Annotated in this window: 4 protein-coding genes and 2 pseudogenes; 2 read left to right on the top strand and 4 right to left on the bottom strand. The window is 58.7% G+C overall.

Annotated features, from left to right (window positions below; all coding sequences use genetic code 11):
* Together QD357_RS31205 and QD357_RS31200 are read left to right on the top strand one after the other, a co-directional pair.
* A pseudogene (locus QD357_RS31205) lies at window positions 1-313 on the top strand (phospholipase); the annotation flags it as partial.
* Window positions 303-542 (top strand): hypothetical protein, encoded by a 240-nt coding sequence (locus QD357_RS31200; RefSeq protein ID WP_004129887.1) that lies wholly within the window; start codon window positions 303-305, stop codon window positions 540-542. The pseudogene QD357_RS31205 and the gene QD357_RS31200, both read left to right, overlap by 11 nt.
* Before the next feature lie 10 nt (window positions 543-552).
* On the opposite strand, the gene QD357_RS31195 is transcribed toward QD357_RS31200, so the two are convergent.
* The 4 genes and pseudogenes from QD357_RS31195 to QD357_RS31180 all read right to left on the bottom strand — a co-directional run.
* Window positions 553-1,629, bottom strand: coding sequence for a carbohydrate kinase family protein (locus QD357_RS31195; protein ID WP_414125849.1), 1,077 nt, complete (start codon window positions 1,627-1,629; stop codon window positions 553-555).
* Between the two features lie 18 nt (window positions 1,630-1,647).
* A complete protein-coding gene (locus tag QD357_RS31190) occupies window positions 1,648-2,745 on the bottom strand; it encodes a hypothetical protein (protein ID WP_004129891.1) in 1,098 nt (365 codons plus the stop codon).
* Entirely contained in the window at window positions 2,746-4,659 is a 1,914-nt protein-coding gene (locus QD357_RS31185; RefSeq protein ID WP_414125848.1) for a hypothetical protein, read from the bottom strand.
* Between the two features lie 7 nt (window positions 4,660-4,666).
* Window positions 4,667-4,883 (bottom strand): annotated as a pseudogene (locus tag QD357_RS31180) (hypothetical protein); the annotation flags it as partial.

Raw genomic sequence — 4,883 nt, 5'->3', positions numbered from 1 at the left:
GATCGGAGACGCTTGGAGGCAAAATGAGACACTTTACGTATCGAAGAGTGATGAAGAGGTCTGGAACCGAAGTCTTTCGGCTCCGCAGGATCGTTGGTTGCGAAAACTGATATGGCGGGATCTTAGCTGGGTCCTCTGCGTTCCTCTGGAGATCGATGCCCGGACGAAAGTCGTTGTGACGCTCGACAGCGACGTMGAGCTCGACTTCGACCAGGATGTCCAGCAGGAGTTGCTGGATACGCTGGAAGCTCTTATATTGAAGGAGTTCCAGTTTMTGAGAACAGTGGAAAGGGAATTGCTCAATGGCCGTTAAAATGCTTTCGCGAACAGCCAAAACCGGTTCCAGAAGCGGCTCCAGTGCTGCCGTCCGCACGGCCGTCAAAACCAAGTATTCGGAATATCTGGCGTCAGAGCCGACAGATCATGCACGCAAAGCATCGGAACTTGCCAAAAAGATTCGCGAATTCGAAGCGAGCGTCGAATCTGACCCGCGGCCTGTCGTGCGTAGCCGCAATGCCAAAACAGGCTTATTCCTGAAATAACGAAAGGGTCTTAGGCCGCGGACCGGGCAGCAGGAGGCAGCTTATCCGGTTGGTCCGGGCATGCTGGACAAGCAACCGACGCACCAACCTTGATTGTCCGGTCGATCGCCGCCAGCGTTGGACGTCCCTCGCGAATGGAGCGTATCTGCCGATCAAAATCCGGTCGCGAAACGAGATACATGCCTCCCCTCGCGCCCTCGAAACCGCAATTCCAGGMGGCAAGGGCTTGGCCAAATCGCAGCGCCTCGTTTAGCCCGGCTTCGCCAATGCTCATCAAACCGCTCAGCCCGCTACCAGCGGCYTTCATCAGGAAGCCACCGGTGCACCAGTCCCCTGATCCGCAACTATCGACGAGGTTTRCAACTGGAAAGGCGGGCACAACTATCCATGGCGACACCTTGTCGTCGAGCCGGTGGCGATATCGAAGGCCGTCGGCTCCTACCGTCTGAATTTCGACACGCGTCGCTGTMCCCTCAGACATGGCCTGTCCCGCGTCGGCGAGGCGCTGATCCGAGTATTTGACCACATGCGCCAAACCCAGCGCTTCCGCGAAAAGCTTGTCGTCCGTTTTTCCGGATGGCTCGAAGACGACGACTGCGCCCGCCGAGACTGCGCTCTCGGCAAGTGTMAGGGCGGCGCGCGATAAACGGTCGAGGAAAAAAACGGACGAATTTTGAAGGTGTGGAACGATGGCTTCGACCGAAGCCTGGGTGACCGGCCTGTAGCTGGGCAGCCGCTGGCCACAATGCGGGCAGCTCCAGAGAAAGCGATGCGTCGGGGTCCCATCACGTCCGCGCCGGATCTGCTGGATGATAATCGGCGTGTGGCCGGTCGGCGCGCAGTTKACAAAATCGAGATGCACGCCCCACGATKAAAGGTCAGTACGCACGCGTTCGGACGCAGGATCACCGTTCATCCTGGCAATCGGGTAGGCGTCCCAGCCCAGATAAGACATGATGGCCATGACGTTGCCGCAGGTGCCGCCCGCCCAGGATTGTACCGGCGTGTTCGGATCGAGGCCGATGACAAGATCAAGGGCCACTAGCCCGGTGCCGAAAATTTTGGGTCTGTCGACGACGATCGGCATAACACCTTCGTCCTTTCATCATGTATGTAACTGCGGCCTTGGCTGAGGATAGACCTCTCCCTCCAGCCAAATATGAACCAGATGCGGTGAATCTGGGGCGTCCGAGACTGATGCCTCTAAATCATATCCTAGAGCCTCAAGGTAAGCGACTGGTAAATTCCGCTCGAGTGCAGCCATCAGCGCCCCAAGTGCCATCACCTTGCTGCCGAGCGGCGAGAGCACCAAACGAGAGCCGCCGACCTCAGAAAAGACTGGTTTTCTGAGGTCGTCGAGGCGCAAGATCGTCCGGTAGAGATCGAGAGGGTCTCGCTCATCGGCGTAGACGATGTCACGAGTATCGACCGACCAGGCGCTGTCGAGTTCGACCATGAATTCTTCCGCCAAGCGGTCCCCGATCCGCGGGTCCATGGATGGGAATGGCAGAATCGGGCAGGTGTCGTGCGGCGAGACGAAATCATAGAGGCGGTCCAGAGCGGCGCGCTTCCCCGTCGCCAGCTGCGGCAGCCAAAGCTTGGCCGCCCCGGCGAACTTGTTGAGCGTAAGGCCGCCGACAAAGCCATGAACATAGCCGGGGGAATCGCTGGCGATCGTCTTGATCGCGCCGTCGAGAGCGGGATTGTGCGCGACGAGCAAATGGAGGTTCTGTGGCCCCTTGCCCCGCTCGCTATACTCGACGAGGAGCCGGATGATCGGAAAACTGGTTCCGACCGATAGGGCGCTCACATCGACGACGACATCCGTGATGCCGTCAAAATTTTGGCCAGCAAGAGCTCGCGCCACGTTTCGACCGCCAATCACGGCGAGGTCGCTGCCGAAGATATCGACAGGAACAAGCGCGTGATTTGGCACGATCGTCTGCAAGTCGGCAATATTCTTCGCAGCCCGCGATACKAGTTCGGGCGAGGGATCCGGACGGTTTTCCTGGAGGAACAGACCGCGTAGCGGCGCCCCGCCGGCGGCCAGCTTTCGCGATATCACGCAGGCGCGGGGATCGAAGCCTGCCCCGGCGATCACGATGACCTTGCGCTTCGTATCAGCAAAATAATCGTCAATGAATCCGGAAACAGCGTCGCCGCTATGAGAAATACAGGGGTCCCACCGCCAGTCGCGCGCCATTTAAGCCTCGTTTAGGATGCGCACCAGGTCGTTGGTCMGCTTTTCAAGGAAACCACCGCGCTTGAGCGTCAGTCTGTTGTGAAGCAAAAGCACACCGCCCAGCTMAACGAGAACCCAGAGACGCTTCTTGGTGCCGTGGTTGGGAACGAGGACGAAGGCGTTATATGCCACGCMGAATTGCAGGATGCGCGCCAGCTCCGGCTGGTTGCGAGGAATTTCGTAGAACTCTTCCTGCGGTATGCCGAAGGCGTTGGCGCCGCCTCCAAGCGACGCGTTACCCTCAAGGCTCTTCTTGACGCAAGCCGCCGCAATCCCATCCGCTAGCTTCTTGACCTGCTGATGGTGCGGAAAATCCCACTCCCGGATCATTTCGGCAGCCCGATTTCGCAAGAGCGAATGCTGCGAGCTCGCGCTTAAGGTTGGCGACTTCGAACGGATCAGCTGCGTCTCGGATTGCGCAACCAACCGAGAGGCGAGCTGAAGGAATTGTTCGGCGTTTTCGGAGCCCGCGTCACATAACGGATCGATACCATAGAAATAGGGCCGATCTTGCTTGTGAAGTAGATGGATTTTCGCGCCTTCGAAGACCTTGTCGTCCGCGATGAGCGGGCGTGACGGTTCGACGTCCTGCCCGGCATCGTCGAAAAGTCCCTGCTGCGGCACGCGTTTGGCGTAACGCTGGAAAAGGACGCCGAGCATGGAAAGTCGGATCTCTTCGCAGTCTTCGGCTGTGTCCTTCAGATAGTTGGCGATGTCCTGTTCAAGACCGGTCCTTCGCTCCGCGGTGATCTTGAAGCGCCATTGCAGACTATCGACGTKGCTTGCAAGCCTTTCCCGCTTCGATTGCGAAATCGGCTCGATATAGGTCGCAAGCAGATTTCCAAGATCGTTGAGCCGGCGACGGTGGAAAATTTCCATCTGCGCGAGGTACCGATTGGCCATCCCTTTGGCCATCTTGCGAAAGGCTCGGCGCTGATTGAGTMGATCTCCTCCGCTTTGCATCCATATCGTGGTTGTCTCGCGAGACTTTTTAAGGCCTGGCTMATCAGCGTGCGCGATCTCGTTTTCTTCAACCAGCACGTCTGCCGGCGTCAGGGCATCAAGGCGCGTCAGCACCCAGCGCGAGACTCGCAACTCGCGCCRGCTGAGCCAACGTTGAAGGGATTGGAACTGCGCCGGATGCAGGCTGTGGGCGTCGTCGAAGATCACCAGCGGCTTCAGGACCGATGACTGGTTGTGCTCCTTGAGGAGGAACGTCTCGATGACATCGAACGGGCGGTAGGCCGCCGCGGCAACTTCCCTGTCGATCTCGTCAATCTCAGGTGGAACCAGCGCGGCCGAGATATTGTAGATCGCAAGCTCGATTTCCCGCGCCCGCTCCAGCACCCCCCGCGCACCTGTCCCGCCAATGGCGGTGAGCGCCGCATCGGCGTCGGGTCTCGGCACGATTTCGAKGTCGTCGATCGATGCCCCCGCCAACTGCACGTCCCTGATCCAGGCCAACACCGTCCGGGCCTGGAGGAKAGCCGTCATCAGTCCGCTCTTGAGCTCATCGGGATATGGAAACTCCCAGAATTCGCGGTACTCACCCTCAAGCGGCAGGCGGGCACCGATGACCGACGGCATCCCGGTCGTGATCGCCCGACAGGCCGTCAACGTGTCGATGAGATCGTCATAGATATCCTGGCCGCGATTTCGCAAAAGCGTGCGCAATGTCGAATATTGAAAGAGCCGCGCAAGGGTCGTCTTTCCGCTCCCGGGCGTCCCAATAATCGTTGTCAGTCGATCATAGAGCTTTCCCTCCTCAGCGTGTTTCTGKAAGAAGGTCGCCAAGGGCTCAGGGGTAACGACAGCGAGGAAGGCCTCATCGTCGCGTAGATATTCGGTTGCGCGTTTCTCGAAGGGATTGACCATGATGATCCTATGAATGCCTCTGCCTTCGTCTGAAGAGCGGACGCATTGCCGGCGTTGCTTCGCCACCCTCGGTCTCTGCCCAGAGTATGGCGACGGAATTGTTGGGCGTATTGTGTTCGAGAACCAGTGGCAAGGCACATCCGCCATAGCCGAGTCCCAGGTGCTCGACCCCTCCGACATCCGTATKCTCGGTCTGGATCTTCGGGTCGTAATATTTCTGGGTG

Origin of the sequence: Rhizobium sp. BR 317 (assembly GCF_047445835.1) — a bacterium.
Taxonomy (GTDB): domain Bacteria; phylum Pseudomonadota; class Alphaproteobacteria; order Rhizobiales; family Rhizobiaceae; genus Rhizobium; species Rhizobium paranaense.
This window is presented reverse-complemented; position numbering and strand designations above follow the sequence as displayed.

Bases quoted from the DNA above. Each gene is read 5' to 3' on its own strand.
- QD357_RS31200 (WP_004129887.1), top strand. From the start codon at position 303: ATGGCCGTTAAAATGCTTTCGCGAACAGCCAAAACCGGTTCCAGAAGC.